We start from the raw sequence: 23,048 nt of genomic DNA, 5'->3' as shown, positions 1-23,048 counted from the left end.
TTCACTGCCACTGCGGCCCCAGGTTCGACCCGTTCCATGCGTTCTCGGCCGACTCTGTCAGAAAATCCGCGTTGGTGGTGTTCCAGTAGCCCGCGCGCTCACGGAGGTTGTCGACGTCGTCCGAGGCAACGACGGCGGCCCCGTCGCCGGCCGTCCGTGCGCCGCCGCGGGCGCTTGCGGATTGAGAGTGAAAATCCGGCCACCTGTCGTCGTCCCAGGTCACGCCAACGAGCTGAGGCGAACGACCCAGCGGGCCCTCGTCCTGGAACAGCATGGCGTACCACTGCCCGTCGTACGTCTGGACGACTCCGCCCTGGGCCACGCCGGTTCCGGGCCGGCCCCCGACCGTCACGCCCTGGCTCAGCACGACCCGGCCCTCCCACGCGCCGCCCGCCGACTGCGGCGTGAGGGACGGCGACCGCCACAGCACCTCCTGGCGGACGCCACCCGACGGCCACTCGATCATGAAGACGTAGTAGTAGTCCCCGATCTTGTACGCGTGAGCGCCCTCGGCGTGCAGACCGCTGGTCTGGTCGACGTTGGCGTCCTCGACGAGCCGCGTCGCCGGGCCGTCCCACCCGAGGGTCCCGTCGTCGTGCCGCCGCAGCCTGCGCAGGTCGATCGACCCGCCACCGTAGACAAGCCAGACGTCGTCGCCGTCGAACAGCAGCGACTGATCGTGGGCGTACCCGTCGAGCACCGACCTGCTGCGCGGCCCGCGCTCGATGTTGGGAGTCGAGTAGACGTACGTCTGCTGCGTGGTGAGGCTGCCGACCGACACGTAGTAGGTCCCGTCATGGAACCTGATGCTCGCTGCCCTGGCCGTACGCGTCTTGGCCGTTGCGCAGCGCCAGCGCGTCCGCGTCGTCGAGGATCGCCGCAGCGTACCCGGCGATGGACCAGTGCACCAGGTTGCTCGAGCGCATGATCGGGACGCTCGGCGCGAAGTACATCGTCGTGCTGACCATGTAGTAGTACCGGCCGTCGAAGACGACGTCCGGGTCGGGCACGTCCGCGAAGATGACAGGGTTGGTGAAGTCTGCCCCGCCCCGCCGTCGCGGATGTTCACGTTCGGTCGGTCCATCAGCGCAGCTCGAGCGCCACGGTGACGTAGGAGTGGGCGGGCAGGTCGACCTCGAGCCCCCGGGGGTGGGGGCCCACGCCGGCATGGTCGGTGGGGGCGACGGCGTCGAGCTGCTCGGGGGTGTTGTGCGCGTCGAGCGCGGTGGCGGTCAGCACCCGCGCGGTGTGCCCGACGACGTCGCGGCCGCGCAGGTCCAGGACGAGGGTGCGGTCCGTCTCGGCGTCGAGGTTGGACAGCGAGACCAGGGCGGTGTCGCCCTTGACCGACGCGGACGCCGAGACCAGCGGCAGCTCGGTCGCGTCGACGGCGCGAGTCTCGACGTCGCGCAGGTGAACCGCGAGGGCGGCGGCATCGTGGTGGCCGGTGTTCATAGCGAAGACGTGGTACGTCGGGGTGAGCACGAGCGCCCCCGTGTCGGGGTCGGTGAGGATCATGGCCTGCAGCACGTTGACGGTCTGGGCGATGTTCGCCATGACCACCCGCTCGGCGTGCCGGTGGAACGCGTCGAGGTGCACGGAGGCGACCAGGGCGTCGCGCAGCGTGTTCTGCTGGTACAGGAACCCGGGGTTGGTGCCCTTCTCCACGTTCCACCACGTGCCCCACTCGTCCACGACCAGGCCGACCTTGCGGTGCGGGTCGTAGCGGTCCATGACCGTGGAGTGCCGGGTGAGCAGCTCCTCCATGCGCCGGGCGCGGGCCATGGTCGCGTACCACTCGTCGGTGCTGAACCCGGTGGCGTCGCCCTTGTCCGACCACGACCCGGCCATCGTGTAATAGTGCAGCGACACGGCCTGGAACGGGCCCGCCGACCCGGCCGGGTCCGCCGCCAGGTCGTCGAACGAGCGCATGAGCGTCTCGGTCCAGTGCAGGTCGGCCTCGTTCGCGCCCGCCGCGATCCGGTACAGCAGGTTGCCGCCGTGGTTGCGGCAGTAGGTGGCGTACTGCCGGGCCAGAGACGCGAACTGCTCGGCGCGCAGGTTGCCGCCGCAGCCCCACGCCTCGTTGCCCAGGCCCCAGAACGGCACCCGCCACGGCTTCTCGCGCCCGTTCGCCCGCCGCAGCGCCGCCATCGGTGAGTCGTCCGCCCGGGTCAGGTACTCCACCCAGTCCGACATCTCCGCCACCGACCCGGACCCCACGTTCCCCGACACGTACGGGTCGGCACCGAGCAGCTCGCACAGGTCCATGAACTCGTGCGTGCCGAACGCGTTGTCCTCCACCACGTCGCCCCAGTGCGAGTTGACCATCCGCGGGCGGCTCTCGCGCGGGCCGATGCCGTCACGCCAGTGGTAGTCGTCGGCGAAGCAGCCGCCCGGCCAACGCAGGTTCGGGATCGAGATCGCCCGCAACGCCTCGACCACGTCCGAGCGGATGCCCCGCACGTTCGCGACCGGCGAGTCCTCACCCACCCAGAACCCGCCGTAGATGCACCGCCCCAGGTGCTCGGCGAAGTGCCCGTACACGTGCCGGCTGATCGTGGCGCCGGGCAGGTCGAGGTCGATCACTGCGGTCGTGGTCGTCGTCATTGTCTCCCCATCAGTTGCGTGTTCCGTCATTGCATGCCTCAGCGAGGAGCTCGCGGAAGCCAGACCCGCATCGGGCCGGGGGCGCGGTTGCCCCAGGTCGAGAACGGGATCGCTGTCACCGTGTGCTCGTCGACGAGCTCGGTGGCGGTGTCGGGGTCGTAGAGGCCGGTGCCGCGTCCCGGTGATCGGGGATGCGGGGACAGGCGCGCAAGGCGGACGTGCGCCCATAGGTGCTCGACATGTTTTCTTCGACCGAAACGGGCTAAACGGCGCGGGTGGTTGCACGGCCCTAAGCCCCACCGCGGGTGGAGCCACGTACCACGAGACGGACGGGCGCGACGACGTGCTCGGCCGGGCCGGTCCAGCCCGCCATCTGCCGGTGCAGCAGACCCACCGCGGTCTCAGCGACACCTTCATGGTTCGCGTCGACGGAGGTGAGGCCGGGCGGGACGAAGCTTGACATGTCGAGGTTGTCGAACCCGGCGAGCTGGACGTCGGTGGGCACCCGGAGCCCGCTCTCTGCCAGGGCCGCGACCGCGCCGAGCGCGACGACGTCGGTGACGGCGAAGACGCCGTCGAAGGGCAGACCGGACGCGATCACATCGAGCAGGGCATCACGTCCGGCCGCCGACGTGAACGTGGAGATGGGCACCACATAGCGTGCGTCGACATCGAGGCCGGCATCGCGATGTGCGCGCTCCCAGCCAATGCGGCGGTCCGACGTCATCATGTGCGCGGTGTCGAACGTGCAGCCCAACCCAACGATGCGCCGCGAGCCGTGCTCGATCATGTGCGCCGTCGCGAGGCGGGCGCCCTCTTCGTTCGCCAGCCGCACGTGGTTGAAACGGTCGGGCACGTCACGCTCGCCGAGCAGCACGATGGGCTTGGCGGTACGCACGCGGTCCAGCTGGTCGCGGTCGAGTCCGACGACGGACAGCAGGACGCCGTCGTAGAGCTGGAGTCGCGCGACGCTCAGCGCCGCCATCTCATGCTCGGGGCTGCCGCTCGTCCGCTCAAGGACGAGGTGTCGCCCCTCGGCCTCGATCAGCGGCGCGATCTTGTCGGAGACCTCACCGAAGTAGTCGTGGAAGCTCGGCACGATGAAGGCGACGGTGTCGGTCCGTCCCGCGCGCAGGTGGCGCGCGGTCAGGTTGACCTCGTACCCCAGCGCCTCGACGGCGGCCATGACACGGGCGCGCGTCGGTTCGTTGACCGGGAGGCGCTCATTGACGACGTTCGACACGGTCATGACCGAGACGCCCGCCTCACGGGCGACGTCCGCCATCGTTACCACATATCCTCCTTATCGCGGCATTCTGCCAGCTCAGCAACGTCGTCTGGCGAGAAGCCCGCCACCCATCCACCCGCCGGGGCGGGCCTTGACGCAACACGATCGACTCTTTACTTTAACGCTAAAATCCCGCTCGATATGAGGACGCCAAGCCCCAACTCGCGTCGATATGCCCACAAATTCCAGTCAAGGACGACCGGAACTGTTCTCAAGGGAGAGCCCTCGGTGCGTACCACAAGAACGAAGTTGTCAATTGTTGTCCTGGCTGCAGCCGTGTTGGTAGGACTTGTCGGATGCACCTCTGCCGACAACCCCGAAGACGACTCGGGAACGCTGACCCCCAGTGACCCCACGACGTTCACGGTCTGGATCACGTCGGCCCAGCAGGCCCCGGCACCCGAAAACAAGATCACCAAGCTGCTCAAGGACAAGCTCGGTGTCACCCTCAAGTACGAGATCGTCACGCCGGACAACGAGGACCAGAAGATCGGTGTCATGCTCGCCGGCGGTGAGTTCCCCGACCTCATCGGCACCGGCGACCTGAAGCAGCGTCTCCTGCAGGGCGGCGCTCTGCGGCGCCTGGACGACATGCTGGCCAAGGGGGACTACCCCAACCTCGCCGAGCACGTCAAGGACGACATCAAGAAGATGAGCTACTCGGGCGACGAGGTGGACAAGGGCCTGTACATCCTCCCGAACTACAACCGCTTCTACGGCGACGTCACGGGCGGCGTCTACTACGGTCCCGCGTTCTGGATCCAGAAGCGTGTGCTCGCGGACGCCGGCTACCCGGACCTCAGCAACATGACGCTCGACCGCTACTTCCAGCTCATCTCGAACTACAAGGCGAAGCACCCCCAGACCGCCGGCGCCCCGACCGTCGGCTTCGAAATTCTGGCGTCCACGGGCCGTGAGTGGGGCATGACTAACCCGCCGGCACAGCTGGCAGGCTTCCCGAACAACGGTGGCGTCGTCGTCGACAGCAACAACAACGCGTCGATCTTCGCCGACAAGGACATCGCGAAGAACTTCTACAAGGTCCTCAACCAGCAGTACAACTCGGGTGTCGTCGACCCCGAGTCCTTCACCCTGACGTTCGACCAGTACACCGCGAAGCTGGCCACCGGCACCGTCCTCGGCATGCACGACCAGGGCTGGAACTTCCAGACCGCCACCCAGTCACTGCAGAGCGCCGGCAAGGACGAGTACACCTACGTGCCCCTCATGCCCGTCTACGACGGGGTGAAGCCCTGGTACGCCGACCGCCCCGTCATGAACACCAACCAGGGGTTCGGCGTCTCGGTCTCCAGCAAGCAGCCGAAGAAGGCACTGAAGTTCCTCGACATCATGCTCAGCGAAGAGTGGCAGAAGACGCTCTCCTGGGGCATCGCTGGCGAGGACTACCAGGTCGGCGCCGACGGCGTCTTCTCCCGCACGGACGAGCAGCGGAAGAACTACAAGGACCTCACCTGGCGTGCCTCCAACCGTCTCGATGCGCTGCTCGACATGCTGCCCAAGCGCAACGGCCAGTTCTCCGACGGCAACGCCTACAGCCCCGACGACCAGCCCGCCGAGTTCTACGCGACGCTGAGCGACTACGACAAGGACTTCATGGCGAAGTACGGCAAGAAGACCTGGCTTGACTTCGTGAACAAGGCACCGGACAACCCCAAGTACTACCCGGCGTGGAACCTCACGCTCTCCGACGACGCCAACCAGGTCAACCAGCAGCTGACCGACACCAGCGTGCAGAAGCTGCCGGGGATCATCGCCGGCCCGCCCGCCGACTTCGACAAGAACTGGCAGGCCTACGTCGACTCCATCCGCAAGATCGACGTCAAGGTGTACGAGGACGCAGTCACCGCTGGCATCAAGGACCGTCTGGCCAACTGGTAACAGTCTGCGAGCAGTCGTGGTGGGGGGCGTGCGCCCCCCCACCACGACGCGTTCTCGATTACCACCCACTGCTCCTGACGACGAGGTTGGACAGATGACGGACGCCCCGGTCGGCATCCCCGTGACCGCCACCGGGCTCGAACCGGCCCCGGAGCCCGCGAGCAGTTCGCGTGCCCGGAACCGCAAGGCCCGAAAGAATGCCGCGAAGGATCCCAAGCGCAAGATCACCTGGGACCTGGTCTGGGCGCAGCGAGCCCTGCTCGCGATGGCCGTCCCGCTGCTGCTGTACCAGATCCTGTTCAAGTACGTCCCGGTCTACGGCTGGGCGATCGCCTTCCAGGACTTCAAGCCGGCTCGCGGCAGCAGCCCCTGGCCGGGTCCCCGCAGCCTCTGGAACCAGCAGTGGGTGGGCCTCGAGAACTTCCACAACCTGTTCACCGGTGTCATGGGTGAGCGGTTCATCCGGGTCGTGATCAACACGATAGGACAGTCGCTCCTGACCCTGACCGTCGGTACCCTCGGGGCCATCGTCCTAGCGCTGCTGCTGAACGAGGTCAAGAACCTGCCGTTCAAGCGAGTCCTTCAGAACATCACCTACATGCCCCACTTCCTCAGCTGGGTGATCGTGGCGAGCATGGCATCGGTGGCGCTCTCGCTGCCCTCCTCCGGCGGGTTCATCAACCAGGGCCTCATGAACCTGCACATCATCGACCAACCGATCCTGTTCCTGACCGAGCCGAACTACTTTTGGGGGATCGTCGCCGGGACGAACCTGTGGAAGGAACTGGGCTGGAACACGATCATCTACCTGGCCGCGATCACCGCGATCGACCCGAGCCTGTACGAGTCCGCCGAGGTCGACGGAGCAGGCCGCTTTCGCAAGATGTTCAGCATCACGCTCCCGAGCATCAGGCCCACGATCGTCGTGCTGCTCATCATCAACAGCGGCTGGATCCTGTCCACGAACTTCGAGCTGCCGTACTTCCTCGGCAACGGCCTGGTGTCCGACAGGTCCGAGACCATCGACGTCTTCGTGCTGCGCTATGGCTACGAGCTGGGCAACTACAGCCTCGCCATCGTCGCGGGCATCTTCAAGACCATCGTCGCCGTCATCCTGGTGGGCGCGGCGAACCAAGCGGCCAAGCGCCTCAACCAAGAGACGCTGGTCTAGGAGGACTTCATGTCAAGCACCACTGTCGCGAAGCCTCTGGCGCGGCGCGCATCACGGGGCGGGTCACGGCGTCGCAAGTGGACGACCGAGCGGATTATCTTCACGACGCTCAACACGACCTTCCTGCTGGCCCTCGCGGCGGTCATGGTCTACCCGCTGCTGAACACGCTCGCCATCTCCCTGAACGACGGCATGGACGCCGTCCGTGGCGGGATCGGCATCTGGCCTCGGGACTTCTCGCTGCAGAACTACAACGTCGTGTTCAACATGCACACGATCTACCAGGCGTTCTTCATGAGCGTCCTGAAGACGGTCGTGGTGGTGGCGACAAACCTGCTCTTCACCTCGATGCTCGCCTACGCGCTCAGCCGCACAGAGTTCATCTTCCGCCGCCCGATCACCGTGATCTTCGTGCTGACGATGTACTTCGACGCCGGGCTGATCCCCAACTACCTGCTCATCAAGGACCTGGGCATGCTGAACACCTTCCAGGCCTACTGGGTGCCGACGATCATCAGCGCGTTCAACCTGATCATCCTGCGCACGTACATCAAGTCGATCCCTGAGGAGATCATCGAGTCGGCACGGATGGACGGTGCGGGCGAGTTCCGCACGTGGTGGCAGATCGTGATGCCGCTGTGCAAGCCCGCGCTGGCCGTGGTGGGTCTGTTCGTGGCGGTGGGCAGCTGGAACGCCTGGCTGGACACCCTGCTCTACGCCTCGGGCAATCCGGCGTTGACCACCTTGCAGTACGAGTTGCAGAAGCTGCTGTCGAGCTCGATGAACGCCGGCGTGAACTCCGTGGCCGCCACGGGCGCCGCGTCCTCTGGCGGGCAGGTCACCACACCGATCGCGCTGCGGTCGGCGATCACCATGGTGGCGGCCGTCCCCATCCTGTTCGTCTACCCGTTCCTGCAGAAGCACTTCGTGTCCGGTCTCATGATCGGCTCCGTGAAGGGCTGATCGCGTCGGCCTCCCGCCCACCGCAGGAGGCCGACCCCGTCCCCAGGACCCGCAACTGCGCACACTGAAAGGCCCCGACCATTCTCCGTTTCAACCCCACGTCGCGACTGTGGCGCATCCTGGACTCACTCGGCTCCATCATCGTGATCAGCCTGTTCTGGCTCCTGAGCCTCGGCCTTGTCGTGACGGCGGGAGCGGGAACGGTGGTCGCCTACGAGGTGTGCCGCCGGTACGTCCTGGGCAAGGACGGTGGCGTCCGGGCCATTGCTTCGAAGGCTTTGCGGCAGAGCTGGAGGCAGGCGACCGTCGTCGGTCTGCTGGCCGTCCCGGTCGCGGCCGTCGGCATCCTCTCGCTCTCCTACGTGCCCACTCGCGGGCTGGCCGAGGTCTGGGTGCCGCTCATTGTCGTCGGACTTTTCCTCCTGCTCCTGGTCTTCTGGTGCCTCCCCCTCGTAGCCCGCTTCACCAACCCCACCTGGCGCCAGGTGCTCAACGGGCTCACGTTGGGGCTGACGACGCCCAGCCTGACGTTCCTGCTCGGGATCGCCGTGGTCCTCGGGGGCGTCACCATCTGGAACTTCATGCCCGCGGTGTTCGTGGTGCCCGGCCTGATCCTCCTGTGGTGGTGCTACCTGCTCGAGCGGTTCTTCGTCGCCCGGGGGTACGTGCAATTGGAGCCGAAGGAGGCAGAGGCCTGACGCTCTCCAGCCGTGGACCTGAGTTGTCTCGTGAAGCGGCTCGCGGCGATCTTGTACACAGAACGGTGGGGGTGGACCAGCTTCGGTGGCCTGGGCACCGACGTATGGGAGGTGCGAGTGGGACGGCAGGTTCGCCTGTTCCGGCACACCCCTGAGTGGCTGCACCGACAAGGCGCGCAAAGCGCGTGATCAGACGTCCTTTCGCGACAGTGGAAGCAAGTCCACGTGTCTTCCGTCTGGCTGGTATTGACAGGGTGGGCGACAATGCCGATATGGACATCCCCGCTTTGGTCCTTAATGCTCTCGCCGTGCTCACGGCCTTCGCTGCGCTTGTAGTTTCTGTAGTCACGTCGACTAGGCAAAACCACCTTGGCCACAACGCGAATCAGTTGCCAGTTGTGGTTGAGCTATTTTCCGAGATCAGGTCGTATGAATTCCTGCGGAAGGAGGAGCAATTGTGGCAAGAGCTGCCGGGCATTGCTCCGGCGGTGCCGCTCTCGGAGTTGCCCGCACCGTTGAGAGAGTATTCCTTCAATGTTGCCAACTTTTATTCAATGATCGCCTATCTTTGGATGCTGCAGGCTGTCGACGAACGGCTGGCCATCTGGCCAGTTCATTTCCGCGTCTCCAAAACATGGGAGGCTATCAGGCCATTCGTGCAGGCGGAGCGAGCCGCGCGTGGCGCGGAGAGCTCCTTTCTGAATGTTCTCGAGACGTTCGTTGCCAAGGTTGAAGGAACAGACATCCAGTGTTATCTAGGAGCCCTGCAGCGCCGCGTCAATGGATGAATTCCGAAACTGCACGCCGACAAGGGATACGACTACCCCCACCTACGCCGCATGCTCCGCGCCCGCGGCATCCGACCCCGCATCGCCCGCCGCGGCATCGAATCCCCCCACCGCCTCGGCCGACACCGATGGGTCATCGAAAGGACCTTCGCCTGACTCACCGGCTACCGCCGGCTGACCATCCGCTACGAACGCGACCCCGGCCTGTACTGCGCATTCATCACCCTCGCCGCCGCCCTGACCTGCCACAACCGCTACCTCAAACTCACCACCTGAGACACGCTCTAACTGGACGTTTGCTTCATCTTCGCGCGAGTAGCGGCCGATTTGCGTCTCGGGCCTCGATGGCGGAAGGTGCCCGACCTGACCGGGAAAGGACGCATCCCGGTCGATTGAGCCCTGACCGGAATCAGAGCATTCCGCCCCGCGATCGTGTCTGATTCACTTTTACCCCGACATCGACGGACATGAAGTCCGTCACGCCCGCGTCCTTGCGCCGTACGCCTGAGTCATGACCGCACGGCGACCCTATCCGTCCGACCTGTCCGACGCCCGATGGGCCCTGATCGCACCCCGCCTGACCGCCTGGCGGCAGGCCCGCACCGACGCCGGCGTCAGCGGACGCGCCCCCACCCACGACCTGCGCGACATCTTCAACGCCATCCTGTACGTCAACCGCACCGGCATCGCCTGGCGCTACCTGCCCCACGACTTCCCACCCCACGCGACGGTCTACGGCTACTTCGCCGCCTGGAGCAAAGAAGGCATCTTCACCGAACTCAACTACCAGCTCACCGGCCTAGTCCGCGACCACCACGGCCGCACCATCCAACCCACGGCCTCCATCATGGACAGCCAGAGCGTGAAGACCTCCACCAACGTTCCACTGTCCACACAGGGCACCGACGCCGGCAAGAAGATCATCGGCCGTAAACGCGGCATCATCACCGACACCCTCGGCCTGCTCCTCGCCGTCATCGTCACCGCCGCCAGCGCCAGCGACAACACCATCGGCACGGACCTGCTCGACCGGGCCACCACCGCCTACCCCACCCTGACCAAGACCTGGGTCGACGCCGGATTCAAAAACCGCGTCGTCGAACACGGCGCCACACTCGGCGTCGACGTCGAGATCGTCACCAAAGACCCGCAGGCCAAGGGCTTCAGCGTGGTCAAACGCCGATGGGTCGTCGAACGCACGATCGGCTGGCTCATGCACCACCGCCGACTCGTCCGCGACTACGAAACCCGACCCGACAACTCCGCCAGCATGATCACCCTCGCCATGATCGACAACCTCGCCAAACGCCTCACCACCGAAACCACCCCAATCTGGCGAGACGCCTAAACCACAACACACGCAAAATACGTGAATCAGACGTCCTCTAAGTCCGGATGGCGCGAGCTGCCCGCGAACACGCCGCAACTACTAGCTTGATTATGACTTTGACGGTCCTCTCGGGACCCAGCTGATCACGGAAGCAGCCCTTGGGCGATGATCTTCTGATTAGCCGGTCATGGCCGAGAGCGCGTGGGCGACATCGTGGAGGTCGGGTTTGATGTAAGTGGTGGCAACAGCTTGGCGCAGCCAACCCGCCCGCGCGACAGATACACTCCGTGCTTGGCCGTTCTGTGCGGAGGGTGATTGATGACGACCTCGAAGGTCGCTCTGCGCGGCGGCGGAGCTTCCAAGGTCAGTGGGATCTACGAAGATCACTGGACCATTTACATGTTGATCGACCTGCTGATTGGCCTGGCCGAGTCGATCACGCTGGAGCCACCGGGCACGGCCGGAGTCGGCTTCGAGTTCTTCGTCGACCGGGCAGGCGTGCGCGAGTGGCACCAGGTGAAGTACCAAAACTCTCTACTGGGCAAGTGGACTCTGGCCGCGCTCCAGGGCGAGGACGTGCTCGAAAACTTCCGCAGCAAGCTCGCAGGCGACAAGCGCTCCACCTGCGTCTTCGTGTCGGCGCACGCCGCGCACCCGCTGGGCAAGCTATGTGACCACGCCACTGAGAGCACTTCGCTCGCATACTTCATCGCGCATTTCCTGTCGAGCAAGGAGCTGACGGACGCGTTCAGCGACCTACAGCGCAAGCACTGGAATGTCACCGACCAGGAAGCGTGGACCTGGCTTCGCAGCCGCATCAAGACGCGAACCCTCGACGCCTGGACCCTGGAGGAGCGGCTACGCGAGCGCGCTGGCGCCTTCCTCGACGGCGACCCGAAGGACGCGGTGGCCGCTCTCCTCGGCGTTGTCCGCGGAGCTCTGTACCGGGCGCTTGATCGGGATGAGCTGATTCGGCGCCTCGCTGAGGAAGGCACCACGCTGCGTGGGATGGGGGCTTCGGCCAATGAGGTACACGCGGCAACGGAGCGCTTTCGCACCGGCGTTGAGGAGAGTCTTGTTAACGCCTCGTTCCTCGCGCGCGAGGAGGTCCCACGAATAGCCCGGTGCCTGAGATCATCCCAGTCTACGCTGGTCACCGGCGGGAAGGGCTGCGGCAAGAGCGCTGTGCTCGCTGGGGTCGTGCGCGAGCTTTTGCTTTCTAATGTCGAGGTCCTCACCATCGACGTGACCCGGCTTGTGCGCGAAACGTCCAGCGCCGAGGTCGGGCGGACCTTGGGGTTGGCGACTCCTCCGGCGGCGGCGCTCGCTGCGGTGGCACGGAACAAGCCGGCTGTCCTGGCGATCGACTCATTGGACTCCGTCGGCGTCAATCGCGACAAGCCGGTTGAACTATTCCGGGCGGTGAGCGAGGTTATGCGCGAGGCCGCCGCGTATCCCAATATGGCCGTCCTGGTTTCGTGCCGCACCGAGGACCTGGACACCGACACCAGGCTCCGCAGCCTGGTGCGTGAGCCTGATCCCGCCGCCCAGTTCGACGTAGCCCCTTTGTCGCGGGAACAGGCTGCGGGCGCGCTCGTCACCGCTGGCCACGACCTGTCGAAGTTCGATGAGGATCAGATCACCATCCTACGCAATCCGGGGAACCTTCGGATTCTTACGAAGGTTCCCCCAGGAGAGCTCTTTGACTTCACCACCGAGCAGGAACTCGTCGACGGATATCTTGATTGGGCGGTGCGAACATGACCGTCAAGTGGACCGCGTTGAAGCTGATTGCAGAGCGGGCCAAAGAGACCGGGGCTCGCGGGGTAGACGCGCGGGAACTCGAGGCCTTGTCGGCAGTCGTGGAGGATCTCGTACGGGACGGGGTGCTGACCCAGGACCGGCGGGAGATTCGGTTCTCGCACGAGGCATTGTTCGATCAGGTTATCGCGCGGTCGTGGTCCGAGTCAGATCTGCCGCTGGCGTCGGTACTTCTGGCTACCGACCAGGACCTCTCACACCGCTCGCTTGTGCGGCAGGTGCTCACGTACCAGCGGGGCACGGACCATGCGGCGTACGAGCGTTCCATCGGCGGCATCCTCGGCAGCCCATACATTCGATATCACCTTAAGGACGTCGCGCTGTCAGTACTGGCGTCAGACCAGGCGCCGTCGCAGGCGCTCTGGGAGATTGTTAGCGCCGAGCCAGTCGTAGAGGTACTCACGAAGCCTGCCTGGTTCGCATATGCGGAATCCGCTGGAGCGGTGTTGCGATGGGCCGTCGGTGGCCAGCCCGACCTGGCGGCGACCATGCTCGACGCTGCCCTCGAGTGGGACAGCGACCGGGTCGCAGAAATCCTGACTGCCCTCCTCCCCATCCATGCATGGCGGGACAAGCTGCGCCTGCTGATCAACCGGGGACCCACAGGTTCATCGCCGACCTTCTGCCGACTGGTCGCGGCGGCGCTGACCCGTGGCCTGTTCGACGATGACGGCGTGATGGTGGACGCCCTGTTCCTCTACTCCCTGACCGAAGGCGAGGACAACGCCGAGGGAAGGCTCGCGGTGCTGGACGCATTCGTCGCTCGATGGCTTCTACTCTCCCGCAAACGCGGGTCAACACTCGAAGCCGTCACCGGCCGCCACCATGCGATCGTGGGGTTTCTTCGTGCGATGGCATCACGCGAACCCACCGCGTTCGTGTCGGTCGTTCTTCCCCACGTGACGGCGTACCTGGCGTCGGCCGAAATCTCCTGGCGCCCTCTCGTTGCGAACGAGGTCGAGGACCCATCGGACGCGCTACTTGGTGCCCTCACCGACGCCCTGACAACTCTCGACTTCCTGCCGCACGAGGCCGACCTACTCTCGTTGCCAGACTCCGCGATCGCCCGCTTACTGCTTTACCGTGCCTGGGCTGGCAACGCAGACCGGTACGCGGGCCGGGCCTATGAGTTCCTCGTGGCCGACCCAACTCGTTACCGCTGCGGATATCTCGACAGCCCATATTGGGTCACGCGTGATCTTATCGCGGCGATCCATCCCCACCTGACGCCCGCACAGAGGATCGCTCTCGAGCAATCGATTCTCGGCTTCTACCCCGACTGGGAACGGACGGCACGCGGACGTGCAGCCCAAGGATCAGCGCAGTTCGTTCTTCTCGACGGCCTGAACGCAACCCTCATGGCGTCGGACACCCTCCGGCGTCGCTCCGAACTCCAGCGGAAGTTCGGCGATGGGCCCTCGCCTCCGCAGGGCATTGAGTTCGGCTTCGTTCCGTCTCCGATCGAGCCGGCCTCCGCTGCGCGGATGAGTGACGATCAGTGGCTGGGCGCCATGCGGCGGTACCACTCTGACGATAGGGAAGGGTGGCTAGAAGGTGGCCCTCACGAGCTGTCCACCGTGTTGCAGGAGGAGGCACGAAAAGATCCCGGCCGCTTCCTCAACCTTGTGCGCGAGATGCCGGGCGACGTGCACGAGGCGTATCCGTCCGCGATCTTGATCGGCGCCGGTGACTCCGTGAGCGCTACCGAGGCCGAAACCTTGTACTCGGCGCTGCGACGACTCCACGAGCTACCCGGTCGCCCAGGCGGTCGCTGGATCGGCAAGCCGCTCGCTCGCTTGGCCGACATGGAAATCCCGGACGACGTGCTGGAGATGGTGCGTTGGTATGCCACCGAGGACCCTGACCCTGAGGAGGACTCGTGGCTGTCCCGGGACAAGCAGGGCGCTCCCTATGACGGAGACCCACTCACAGCCGGCATTAACAGCGTCCGAGGCGCTGCGGCTGAGACAATCAGTGCTCTTCTCTGGCCTCGTCCCGAACGCTTGCCGTTCTTCGCGGACACACTGCGAAGCATATGCAGCGATCCACTCGGAGCTGTACGAGCGTGCGCCGCCGTCGCGATACTCACCGTGGCGAAACACGACGAGACCTTCGCACGGGAACTCCTCGGCGTGCTCGTGCGAGACGCTCACTATCGTGTGCTGGCCACGCCGTACGTCGAGCGGTGCATCGCGAGGTTCAAGGCGCAGCCGGGGCCACGCCTATGGTTCTTGGTGCGCCGGATGTCCCAGTCGTGGGACCCAGGCGCCCGCGAGGCGGGTGGTCGCCTTGCTGCCCAGATGGCCTTGGAGTCGGGCTCGGCGGCTCTACTGAACGAGACAGTCGGACTCTGGCCAGAGTCACGGAAAGGCGTGGCGCAAGTCGCCGCAGCTCTTCTTGAGTCGGACGACCTTCGCGTACGAGGACGGTGCGCGGAGTGGTTGGGCCAGCTCTTCCACGACGAGGACCCGACGGTGCGTCATGCAGCTGCTGAATGGGTCCATTCCTTCACTGAGGCAGACCCGGCCAGCCGAACCCTCCTGGCGGCGTTCCTGGCGAGCCCCGCCTACCTGGACGACCCGTGGCCCCTTCTCAAGGCGTTGGACGATTCCGACCACATCGGGTCAGCTGTCATCATCGACGCGATCCGCCTTCTGATGACCGACGAGCCGCGCCCCAGTCGTCGCCGAGTTATACGCCATGCCCACCAGGGACTTGTATCCGACATGGCGATCCGCGCCTACGCCTCCGCCGATACCCCGAGCGTGCGTACGGCGGCCTTGGATCTGATCGACGACCTATTGTCCCAGCGAGACCCTCACATCCGCCGCCTCCTGACCCGCCACGAGGCGGCTCCCGGCCTCAGTTGAACTGCCGAAGCCAGAATGCTCAGCACATAGAGAGCCTGGGAGCTTGCATGAACCAGTGGACGGCTTCGACGCTGCTATCCGATTGCACGGGTGCCCTCAGCCCCGCCCGGTGACTTAACGCTGGCGAACGCAACATCCGCGGGGCGACGACGTCACCCACAGGCGATCGGATGGCAGAGAAGACGACCGGTCGGCAACCCCGCTACACAGGCCGCCAGGTCTGGAACCAGCAACGCACCGACCACGACGACATCGGGCCCGACGGCGCTATCGCCCGACACGGCGAGGTCCAGCGCTGGAACGCCGCCCCGCACTGGGTCATCTCCCGCCAGATCGCCCAGCCACCACTGGTCACCGAGGAACAGGTCATCGCGGCGCAGGCCATCCATGCCGCACCCACCCCACCGACCGGGTGCGCGCCGGGCATCGCCGAGCACCCCCACCGACGGGGCAGCAGACCCGGGCGTCCACTCGCCGCCTGCTCCGTTCATCCGCGACTCCCGTAACTCAATCCTGGGCTTCGAGCCTCGCGCGTTGAGCATGCGCGTCGTGATCCGACTCGAAGCGGTCCATCAAGGTCACGGCCGTGGCTTGACGCTGCGGGCCGACACCGAACTTCAGTTGCAGTTCGACCCATGCGCGCACGACGCTCGGGTGGAAGACTTTTGGGCGTAGCTGGCAGTATGTGGTCCAGGCCGTGTCCCAGTGGTCCTGGTTGAGCTGGGCGTAGATCAGCCCCCAGCCGTACTCGGCGTCGCCGGCCCGGTCGCGCAGCGCGGTGCGGCAGACCGCCTCCATGCCCGTCCAGTCCCCGAGCGTCGCCCGTCGCTCGATCATGCGGCGGTGCAGTTGCCGACGATGTTCGGCGGGGAGCTCGCCGGTAGCGAGCAATTGTGCGGCGCAGACCTCGGCTCCGTCGAAGTCGCCGCGCGACGCCAAGATGTTGATCTTGTCTTGGAGGCCTTTAAGCGCCCCGTAGATTCTCCAGATCTCATCGCAGACCGCGAGCGCCTCGTCGAAACGACCCGCCTCGTGCAGCAGTTCGACCAGCATCTCCCCCGCAGCCGGCGAGGGCTCAGACCGTAGCATCGCGACCGCGGCTTCGAGGTCTCCGGCGGCGGCGGTGTGGCGGGCTGTGAACAGGAGCCGATCGTGGTCGTCGAGGTTCGCCAGTGCACCCAAGCGGTCGAGATCGGCCGGTGCGAGGGCTCCGTGCACGGCGAGGCGATGCAGGCTGATCCGGGCGGCGAACGCGGTATCAGCGGCATCGAGCGCGGCCCTCCACGCAATGACCGTCGGCTCCCGGGGCTGACGGGGATCGGCGGCGAGGGCGCGTAGCAGCGGCTCGGTCGTGGTGTCACGCATCGCGTCGGCGAACCGAGCGGCCCGCGCACGGTCGCCGAGGGCGATGCTGGCCTGGGCGCCGACGATGGCGACCGTGGGATCGGCAGCCTCCCGATCAGTCGCCCGCCCGCCGAAGTCCACCGGGGTGGCCAGCTCGATGACCTCGGTGAAGGCCTGGGCGAGCATGCGCTCCTGCACGACAAGCCGGTGGGCGTCCTCGCTGGGCCCGGCCCACCGGCGCATCTCGTCGCGGACGGCTACGGCCAGCTCGACCGCGCGGCGCTGATCGTGGTGCGGCACCACCGAACTGCCTCGGACCATGCGTTCGATCAGCACGCGCGCCTGCCCGAGTCTGCCACCGACGATGCGCGGGAACCTTAAGCAAGACCGGTCGTACAGCGTCAGCGCTTGGTCGAGATCTCCCCGTGCGAACGCGCGTTCGGCGAGAAACAGCAGGCAGGTGGGCTCGGCGTCGAGTTGTTCATCCGAAGCGTTGCGAAGCAGTGTTTCGAGGGCATTTTCACGGCCTGCTTCGTCGGCGTCGAAGGCACAGACTGCAACGTCGGCGAGCAGGCTCGCCCCGGCGTGTTCGCGGGCGAGCCGTAGCAGGTCGTTCGCGTGCTGGCGGTCGTCGGCCACCATCGCCATCACGGCCGCGACGCCGACGAGCCGGATCCGTTCGGCTATGGCTGCCTCGGGCGCGGTCCGAGCGGAGGCCAACGCGAACGCTCTCATTGCCAGGTCACGGTGGCCGTGCTCGTTGGCATACGCGCCGATCGTCGCCAGCCGCAACGTGCTCGCGTGCGACCAGCCCCGGCTCGCGTCCAGCAGCGCCTCCACCGTGTCCCGGGACTGTTCGCGACCCTCGCTCAAAAACTTCGCCAAGCGAAGTGCCCCGTCCGGGTCGGCTGGACGCAGCGCCGACAGCATCTCCACCGCAGACGGCGGCAGCAACGGCAGCGCCTGCTCGACGGGGTCCGCAATTGCCGGGGCGGTGGCGAGCGCGAGCTCGCGAAGCCGCAGCTGTGCTCGGCCGTCGAGGATCTGCGCTTCTGGTATCTCGATCCACCAGGACTTGTCTGTGTAGTGAACGGCGTCGTGGGTGATCTGGACCCAGTAGCCGGCCCGGGTGTCGGCGTCGACGATCACCAGGATCACGGGCATCAGGTTCGCAAGCCAATACCGCAGGTGTCTTGGTTCTCCCATGAACCGCCAGCCGCCGGCGGTCCGGCGTTTGAAGTAGGACGGCCCACACTTGATTTGCACGGCAAGATACCGTCCCGACGGCTCGGCCGTGAGCCCGTCGACCTCGGCAAGAGCATCGATCCCTTGGTCGGACACAGTTTGTTCCCGGAAGGCCCAGCCCATGATGCTGAAAGCGCCTTCGACAGCGGAGACGCCGATGCGCTCGCTCTGTGCTGTTGTCAGGGTCATACAGGCCAGTTCCTCTCCGGGTTCGGCCACGTCGCAACCGCGTTTCGCCTTGGTCGTGAGTTCCACGGTCAGCCAAGAATGCGGCTGTCCACGCAGCGACAACGTAGCCGGCGGGTACGACATTGAGATGTTCTTAGAGTTCCTAACAAAATGATCTCTGGGGCTTGTCGTCCCTTGCAGAGGGTGTTCGACGATGTCGGGCCGTAAGGCGTGGTGAGCAGCCGCCGTGGATCGTGTCGGACGGGCTGTGGCAGCGCACCGAGCCGTTGCTGCCCAAGCCTGAGCGCAATCCGCGGCATCCAGAGCGTAAGCGGTTCCCGGACCGGCAGGTGCTGTGTGGGATCTTGTTCGTGCTGCACACGGGCATCCAGTGGGAGTTCCTGCCCCAACAGCTGGGCTTCGGCTCGGGAATGACGTCCTGGCGTCGCCTGGAGGAATCGAACCGGGCCGGGGTCTGGCAGCGGCTGCACGAGCTACTACTGGCAGAACTCCAGTCGGCCGGCAAGCTGGACTGGTCCCGCACGGTGATCGACTCCTCGCATGTGCGGGCCGCCAGACGTGGCCCAAAAGCGGCCCGAGCCCGGTCAACCGCGCCCGCCCGGGCTCGAAGCACCACGTCCTGACCGAGGGCGCCGGCATCCCCCTGGCCGTGTCACTGACCGGCGGCAACCGCCACGACGTCACCGAACTACTCTCGCTGATCGACAAGATCCCACCCGTACGCAATCGGCGCGGCCGACCCCGACAGCGCCCCGACCAGCTCTTCGCTGATCGCGCCTACGACCACGACAAGTACCGTCGGGCGGTACGCCGCAAAGGGCATCCGCCCTCGGATTGCCCGCCGTGGCCAGCCCCACGGCTCCGGTCTCGGCGCGTTCCGGTGGGTCGTCGAACGCATGATCGTCTAGGGCGTATCCTGCCGATTTTGTAGTGGTTGATCGTTGACGATGTGCCGGTGGTGCGTCGTGGTGAGTTGACCGATCAGGCGTGGGCAACGCGGCGTCTGCATGCAATCGAGCTTCAGCTTGTTAGCGGCTCTGCCGTCTTGCTCCGGTCGGAGTCTGGGTTCCTTCTCCTGCGGCCATGACGAGGAGACTCAGGTGATCTATCTGTTGAAGTAGATCTTTCGGTGGCTTCGTTAGGTCGAGATGTTGGACGTAGAGGTTCACCTTGGCAGCGGGGATCTGATGAATATGGGGTTCGGGTGGTCCGTCCGCGTAGATGAGGGTGGCCGCTGGAAGTTGGGTAGCGGTGGCGTAGGCGAGGAGCTGGTAGAGGTCGCTGCTTTGCCCGGGTCCAGTGTCCCGCTTGTACTTGACGTCGCCGATGAAAGCGCACTGGCCGTGTGGCCAGTAGCTGAGGTCAGGCTTGAGCCGGACGCGGCCTTGCGCGTCCAGGGTCAGGGGCGGGCAGTTGTCGCCCGAGGGGAATTGGTCGGGGGAGGCATGGAGGGCCTCTCGTAGGGAGGCGCGGACGAATGTCTCGAACAGCACCGCCATGTCGATGATCAGACCGGGGGTCTCGGTGGATCCGGAGGCGAGGTCGGGGCTGTGCATACGCAGCAACAACCGGGCAAGCTCCACGGCGGGCCGGTAGTGCAGGTTCAGCCGGGTCCAGGTCACAATGGGTATAGCGGCCGGACGATAGATCGGGACGGTGACGTTCTGCAGGCTGTCGATGAGTCGGTGCAGCGAGCGTCGTATGGTGTCGCCGCGAAGGGGCAGGTTACGGAGTTTGAGCGCGGCGGCGAGCAGCAGTTGGTTTTCGGTGATGTCCTCGTCGTGCTCGTCGTATCGAACGGCCAGGGGCAGGTCCAGGCCGGGGCGAGCGCGGAGTTGGTGGGCTAAGTTGATGCGGCCGCGAACGGTGGGTAGGTCGGCCTCGACGCTGCGGTAGCCGGTGAGTATGCCTCGCCGTAGTGCCCGATCGCAGAGTGTGGTGAATAGGCCGACCACTCCGGTGACCAGATCGGGTGCAGCGCCGAGAGTGGCATCGTCGTGGCGCCAGGCGTTGGGCTCGGCGGCGTAGCCGAGCAGGAACAGCATCCGGGAGATCGGGATCTTCGGTTCGATCAGGAGGTTGGTCTCTCCGACCAGAACGGCACCGATCGTGTTGCCCGGGGTGACGTCATAGCGGTCGGTACTGCCTGTTGTGGGTTGAACGGTGGCGCGCAGGACTGTGCGAAGGGTGTCGCGCTCACGTGCGGTCAGCGCTAGGGCGTGAGTGGTGGTCCACTCACGAAGCCGGAGGGTCCTCACTTGGGGCGTTCACCTCCATTCGCAACCGGTCCAGGTCGAACTCGGCGAGCCGATGCTCTTGGCCATAGAAGTGGTCCTCAAGAGTGGGCAGAACGGAGTGCTCCCAGGCACGGCGAATCCAGGTCTCGTCTAGGTCGTCGCGGATGAAATGGCTGGGTCCGATGGCCGCCGCCGGGTCGTTGATCAGCTGGTTGGCGCGGCCGACGGCAGACGCAAGCCAGGCCAGGTGAGGGTGCTTGCGGATCAGATAGCTGGCCAGTACTTGGGACGTTGGCGGCTGGTCGGCACGGAAGGGCACGAAATAGAACCGGCGGCGCAGCGCCGTGTCCAGCAGGGCGATAGATCGGTCGGCGCTGTTCATGGTGCCGATGATGTGCAGGTTGGGCGGCAGCCGGAAGTCAGCGTGGGAGTACAGTAGGCGGGCCGGTTGGTCCCGATACTCGAGCAGGAAGTACAGCTCACCGAAGACGCGAGCGATGTTCCCCCGGTTGAGCTCATCGATGATCAGTACGTAGTCATGGTTGCGGTCGCGGGTCGCGACGCGGGCCATCTCCACCAGCGGGCCGTCGACGAGGTGAAAGCCCGGTTGGTCCGGGCGGGGGCGCAGCCCTTCGACGAAGTCCTCGTAGGCGTACGAGGGGTGGAGCTGGACCAGTCGGACCCGGACTGGATCGCCAGCCAGCCAAGCGGCAAGCCGCCGCGCGACGAAGGTCTTTCCGGTACCCGGCGGACCGTAGAAGATCACCTGTCCCTTGTCGCGCAGAAGCTGAACCACTTCGTCGAGGAACGGCTCGTCTAGGTACAGGTCGTGGGCGAGGTCAGCCAAGTCGGTCGGGTTGTGTTCGGCGCTGACGAGCCCTGGGCCGGCGACCGTGGCCCCGGTCACGGCCTCTGTCGTATACCGGTTCTCTTCGATGGTGCTCGACTCCGGCGGAGGCAGCGTCCCCTTGCCGCTGCGCCAGGCGCTCAGAGCCTCCTGCTCGCCGATAGTCCACTCGTCATCGGGCGCGTATTCGACCAGGGCCGACACTAGGCCCTCCGCGTCTAGGCGGTCCCGCAACGCCAGCCCGCCCCGGCGCGCGATTTCGCTGACCTGATCCAGAAAGTTGAGGAAGACCTCGTAACGCTCTCCCTCACTCGCCGTAGGCTGCGGCTTGGCGAAGCCGGCGAGACGGTAGGCGGTATCCACTGTTGCGGCCCGCCATTGCGGAAAGATCTTGGGGTCAGCCGAGCCGAGCAAGAACGAGGCGATACTCAACCGGATTCCGGTTCCGTGTGCAGCTGTGTCCGGGACCATGGCGAGGAAACGGTCGATCGCTGAGGGTCTTGGGTCCCGCCATAGCTCGCGCAGCGATTGGGCGGCCTGCTCGGGCTGGGCCGCTACCCACCGCGTGAACGGCTGGTGTGCCTGCCGAGCCAGCAGGTTAGTGTCCTTAGTAAGAGCAGTATTCAGCAGGTCGGCCCAGTGTGGCGAGCCGTCTCGCAGGGCGTTCGCCGCTTGGCCGGTGAGTTCAGCCGTGGCGAGCTTTCCTGGGCGCCCCATGTCGTCGAGTTCCACATGCTGGCACAGCCGTTCAGCCCACCGCATGAACGTCTTCCACGGTTGCGTCGGTTCCGACCACTGCCACACGTAAGGGCTTCGGTAGAGATTGACCCACTCGGCACCGTCCCAGGTGGTGTTCGGGTGTAGACCCGCTACCAGGCGCGCCATGCGTACCGACTCGGGCGCGTCCGCCGGCCCGGCCAGCTCGGACCATTGGTGAAGGATGTCGGCACGATGGCCACGGCTGACCACCGGAGGGAACACGTCCGGGAACAGCAGGTGCTCCAGCGCGTGGCGCTGTATCAGGGCCCCTTGATCATCGATCCGGTCGAGAGCGACAACGAACCGCTCCGGGTCGGTGAGCGCCAATCGCCGGTCGTCAAGGGACAGCTCTTTAAGGGTAGCGAACGCTTCGATGAGATAGCCGAACTGACGCCAGCGCCGCGAGTTGAAGGCCTGTCCCGGTCGCACAAGGCCGGCGTCCAAGGCAGACGCGAGTTCACTCGGCAGCGGGGCTGTATCCGCCGCGAAGCTCAGGACACGTTGCACAATCTCCCGCTTGCGGTATCCGCTCACCGCATCGGCACGGGCGATGAGAAGGTGCACGAAGAGCAGTTCAGCCGCCAACTGAACCGCAGCGACCGGCGATCCGCCGATCTGCCCCTCCAACTTGGTGAGAAAGTCGTCCTTGCCTTCATCCGGCTGCTCAACGAAGTCCCGGATCAGAATCCGGGCGTCCGTCAACCTGGACCCGGCTCGATCAGCGAACAACGAGCGCTCCTCCAGCAGGCAACGATCCCGCCAGCGGGCGACGGCGGAGTAGACGGGCTGGGCCGACGGATAGGGCACGCGGGTCACTGGCATGGGCCTATCCGATCGGAAGGCTGGCCGAGTGGCAAGCAGCGATGAACCAGAACTTGCACGCGTCGACCGGCCGACCCACCGCCCCCGCAACCGACAACCTGACCACCGACGGCGCTGGTCCAAACTGCTCTACGTAATCAAACTCTCCATCAAACGCGGGGCTTCAC

The 23,048-nt window shown here is 65.7% G+C and carries 17 protein-coding genes and 2 pseudogenes; 11 read left to right on the top strand and 8 right to left on the bottom strand.

Annotation, left to right across the window (positions count from 1 at the left end):
* Position 1: 1 nt before the first annotated feature.
* The 5 genes from EG812_RS26195 to EG812_RS26180 all read right to left on the bottom strand — a co-directional run bounded on the left by EG812_RS26195 (position 2) and on the right by EG812_RS26180 (position 3,895).
* A complete protein-coding gene (locus EG812_RS26195; protein ID WP_199743960.1) occupies positions 2-781 on the bottom strand; it encodes a family 43 glycosylhydrolase in 780 nt (259 codons plus the stop codon).
* A gap of 13 nt (positions 782-794) precedes the next feature.
* Positions 795-1,169, bottom strand: a complete 375-nt coding sequence (locus tag EG812_RS30000; RefSeq protein ID WP_126713124.1) for a family 43 glycosylhydrolase — start codon at positions 1,167-1,169, stop codon at positions 795-797.
* Complete coding sequence (locus EG812_RS29995; RefSeq protein WP_126713123.1) at positions 1,084-2,610, bottom strand: alpha-N-arabinofuranosidase; 1,527 nt, start codon at positions 2,608-2,610, stop codon at positions 1,084-1,086. The genes EG812_RS30000 and EG812_RS29995 overlap by 86 nt, the downstream gene beginning before the upstream one ends.
* 38 nt (positions 2,611-2,648) lie before the next feature.
* The gene (locus EG812_RS30135) at positions 2,649-2,729 is read right to left on the bottom strand and encodes a hypothetical protein (RefSeq protein ID WP_353505311.1); all 81 of its coding nucleotides are present in this window, start codon (positions 2,727-2,729) and stop codon (positions 2,649-2,651) included.
* Positions 2,730-2,899: 170 nt separating this feature from the next.
* Positions 2,900-3,895: a LacI family DNA-binding transcriptional regulator gene (locus EG812_RS26180; protein WP_126713122.1), complete on the bottom strand. Its 996-nt coding sequence runs from the start codon at positions 3,893-3,895 to the stop codon at positions 2,900-2,902.
* Positions 3,896-4,174: 279 nt separating this feature from the next.
* Between EG812_RS26180 and EG812_RS26175 the strand changes: the two genes are divergently transcribed.
* From EG812_RS26175 to EG812_RS26130, 10 genes and pseudogenes are all read left to right on the top strand, one after another.
* A complete protein-coding gene (locus EG812_RS26175; RefSeq protein ID WP_013733019.1) occupies positions 4,175-5,797 on the top strand; it encodes a type 2 periplasmic-binding domain-containing protein in 1,623 nt (540 codons plus the stop codon).
* A 94-nt stretch (positions 5,798-5,891) separates the two neighbouring features.
* Positions 5,892-6,968 (top strand): ABC transporter permease, encoded by a 1,077-nt coding sequence (locus tag EG812_RS26170; protein ID WP_013733018.1) that lies wholly within the window; start codon positions 5,892-5,894, stop codon positions 6,966-6,968.
* Between the two features lie 9 nt (positions 6,969-6,977).
* Complete coding sequence (locus EG812_RS26165; RefSeq protein WP_013733017.1) at positions 6,978-7,931, top strand: carbohydrate ABC transporter permease; 954 nt, start codon at positions 6,978-6,980, stop codon at positions 7,929-7,931.
* 143 nt (positions 7,932-8,074) lie between these two features.
* Positions 8,075-8,629: a YesL family protein gene (locus EG812_RS26160; protein ID WP_126713121.1), complete on the top strand. Its 555-nt coding sequence runs from the start codon at positions 8,075-8,077 to the stop codon at positions 8,627-8,629.
* Positions 8,630-8,883: 254 nt separating this feature from the next.
* Positions 8,884-9,417 (top strand): hypothetical protein, encoded by a 534-nt coding sequence (locus EG812_RS26155; RefSeq protein ID WP_126713120.1) that lies wholly within the window; start codon positions 8,884-8,886, stop codon positions 9,415-9,417.
* A gap of 6 nt (positions 9,418-9,423) precedes the next feature.
* Positions 9,424-9,693 (top strand): annotated as a pseudogene (locus EG812_RS29785) (transposase); the annotation flags it as partial.
* A 235-nt stretch (positions 9,694-9,928) separates the two neighbouring features.
* Positions 9,929-10,765, top strand: coding sequence for an IS5 family transposase (locus EG812_RS26145; protein ID WP_126713119.1), 837 nt, complete (start codon positions 9,929-9,931; stop codon positions 10,763-10,765).
* Between the two features lie 300 nt (positions 10,766-11,065).
* Complete coding sequence (locus EG812_RS26140; RefSeq protein ID WP_126713118.1) at positions 11,066-12,511, top strand: AAA family ATPase; 1,446 nt, start codon at positions 11,066-11,068, stop codon at positions 12,509-12,511.
* Complete coding sequence (locus EG812_RS26135) at positions 12,508-15,438, top strand: hypothetical protein (protein ID WP_126713117.1); 2,931 nt, start codon at positions 12,508-12,510, stop codon at positions 15,436-15,438. The genes EG812_RS26140 and EG812_RS26135 overlap by 4 nt, the downstream gene beginning before the upstream one ends.
* Before the next feature lie 170 nt (positions 15,439-15,608).
* Positions 15,609-15,944 carry a hypothetical protein gene (locus EG812_RS26130; RefSeq protein WP_126713116.1) on the top strand — a complete coding sequence of 112 codons (336 nt, stop codon included), beginning with the start codon at positions 15,609-15,611 and terminating at the stop codon, positions 15,942-15,944.
* A 1-nt stretch (position 15,945) separates the two neighbouring features.
* On the opposite strand, the gene EG812_RS26125 is transcribed toward EG812_RS26130, so the two are convergent.
* Positions 15,946-18,282: a DUF4365 domain-containing protein gene (locus EG812_RS26125; RefSeq protein ID WP_158632546.1), complete on the bottom strand. Its 2,337-nt coding sequence runs from the start codon at positions 18,280-18,282 to the stop codon at positions 15,946-15,948.
* A 164-nt stretch (positions 18,283-18,446) separates the two neighbouring features.
* Between EG812_RS26125 and EG812_RS26115 the strand changes: the two are divergent.
* Positions 18,447-19,112, top strand: a pseudogene (locus EG812_RS26115) (IS5 family transposase); the annotation flags it as partial.
* Between the two features lie 132 nt (positions 19,113-19,244).
* On the opposite strand, the gene EG812_RS26110 reads toward EG812_RS26115, so the two are convergent.
* Positions 19,245-20,474, bottom strand: a complete 1,230-nt coding sequence (locus tag EG812_RS26110; protein ID WP_126713113.1) for an McrC family protein — start codon at positions 20,472-20,474, stop codon at positions 19,245-19,247.
* Entirely contained in the window at positions 20,452-22,881 is a 2,430-nt protein-coding gene (locus tag EG812_RS26105; protein WP_126713112.1) for an McrB family protein, read from the bottom strand. The genes EG812_RS26110 and EG812_RS26105 overlap by 23 nt, the downstream gene beginning before the upstream one ends.
* Between the last annotated feature and the right edge of the window lie 167 nt (positions 22,882-23,048).

It is taken from the genome of Verrucosispora sp. FIM060022 (assembly GCF_003977705.1).
Taxonomy (GTDB): Bacteria; Actinomycetota; Actinomycetes; order Mycobacteriales; family Micromonosporaceae; genus Micromonospora; species Micromonospora gifhornensis.
Note: the sequence above shows the minus strand (reverse complement) of the source record. Positions and strands in the feature narration are given on the sequence as shown.